Annotated in this window: 3 protein-coding genes; all 3 read left to right on the top strand. The window is 36.2% G+C overall.

Annotation, left to right across the window (positions count from 1 at the left end):
- The coding region (locus tag LI112_RS17765) for a DUF6017 domain-containing protein (protein WP_227191202.1) at positions 1 to 365 on the top strand (365 nt) is incomplete at its 5' end.
- Positions 362 to 748 (top strand): DUF6050 family protein, encoded by a 387-nt coding sequence (locus LI112_RS17770; protein ID WP_005426609.1) that lies wholly within the window; start codon positions 362 to 364, stop codon positions 746 to 748. The genes LI112_RS17765 and LI112_RS17770, both read left to right, overlap by 4 nt.
- Positions 714 to 1,001 (top strand): DUF6809 family protein, encoded by a 288-nt coding sequence (locus LI112_RS17775; protein ID WP_015541255.1) that lies wholly within the window; start codon positions 714 to 716, stop codon positions 999 to 1,001. The genes LI112_RS17770 and LI112_RS17775 overlap by 35 nt, the downstream gene beginning before the upstream one ends.
- The last annotated feature ends 227 nt before the right edge of the window (positions 1,002 to 1,228 follow it).

A 1,228-nucleotide genomic window follows, 5' to 3' on the forward strand; every position in this document is an offset into this window, starting at 1 on the left:
TATTCCAGATGAATACTGCACTTGTAAAAAGAAATATTGAATATGACTGTCTTGTACAACGATGCAGACTAGGGGAACAGCAACAGTTGGATGAAATTGTGGCACTAATTGTGGAAACAATCAGCATAGAACGGGAGAATATTACAATCAGTGGAGTGAAATACCCATATCAGTTCGTAAAAAGCAGATTATTGTTGCTGGAAGAAAGCCACATAGAGTATGTACTTGACTGTCTGCATGAGAATACCAGGGAAGTAAAGAACATAAAAGCGTACTTGCTTACCTGTCTTATGAATTCAATAACGACAATAGGCAATTATTACCAGGCAAAAGTAAATCATGATATGTACGGAGGTGGCATATGAGAGGAAAAGAAATTATAACAAAATTGATAATTCCTGGTGCAATAGCTATGATTATCTGCTTAATTGTTCACCCTATGTGCATGAATGGTGAAATATTAGACTGGAGAAAATTATTGCTTTTTGTGGGAATACCTTTCGGAATCCAGAAAATGTTTTTGTTGGTCGTTCCAAGAAATGTGGGGACAGGGGAAATGCTTGGTTTGGTGGTACTTAAACTGATGGTAGGAAGTTTGATTGGAATAGGGGTTCTTGCCTGGAGATTATTAGCTGTAGCAGGCATTTTGCTAAAAAACGGCATTTCTGGAATTATATGGATCATAAAAAGACTGAAAGAAATGGTGATCAAAAATGAGCGAAAAGCAACTGGAAAAATTGTATTATAGCATTTATCCAATGAATCAATGTGAAACACAAAGTAAAAGTTATGAAGAGACAAAGGAACTGTGTGAAACATTAGAAAAGGAAATGATAAGTCTAATGAGTCCGGATCTGCAGGCAATGTTTGAGGATTACAAGGAATATACTTTAAATCTTAAACAAACAGAACAGAGAGACGCTTACATAGATGGATTAGCGTTTGGGATTCGCACAATTTCGGAAGCCTTTTTACATGAGAACAAAAATAGAATATGGTGATTGAAAAAGCAGTCTGTCAAGGCTGCTTTTTCTGTACCGCTTACATAGGAGGATGAGATGTGATTGATTTGATAATTATTATTATGGCAGGAATAGTGCTTTTGTTTTTGCTGTCTTGTTGCTTTATGGTTGCAAGGCTATTGGATGAGGAAATATCTATGTATGGATATGAAGGAAAAGAAAACTGGGAAAGGGAACAACTTCCCGACAAATTGTCGAGAAGTTCA

Source organism: Blautia sp. 210820-DFI.6.14 (genome assembly GCF_020558815.1).
Taxonomy (GTDB): domain Bacteria; phylum Bacillota; class Clostridia; order Lachnospirales; family Lachnospiraceae; genus Blautia_A; species Blautia_A obeum.

Excerpts from the sequence above, each read along its gene's own strand:
- LI112_RS17775 (WP_015541255.1), top strand. The coding sequence starts at position 714 with ATGAGCGAAAAGCAACTGGAAAAATTGTATTATAGCATTTATCCAATG.
- LI112_RS17770 (WP_005426609.1), top strand. The coding sequence starts at position 362 with ATGAGAGGAAAAGAAATTATAACAAAATTGATAATTCCTGGTGCAATA.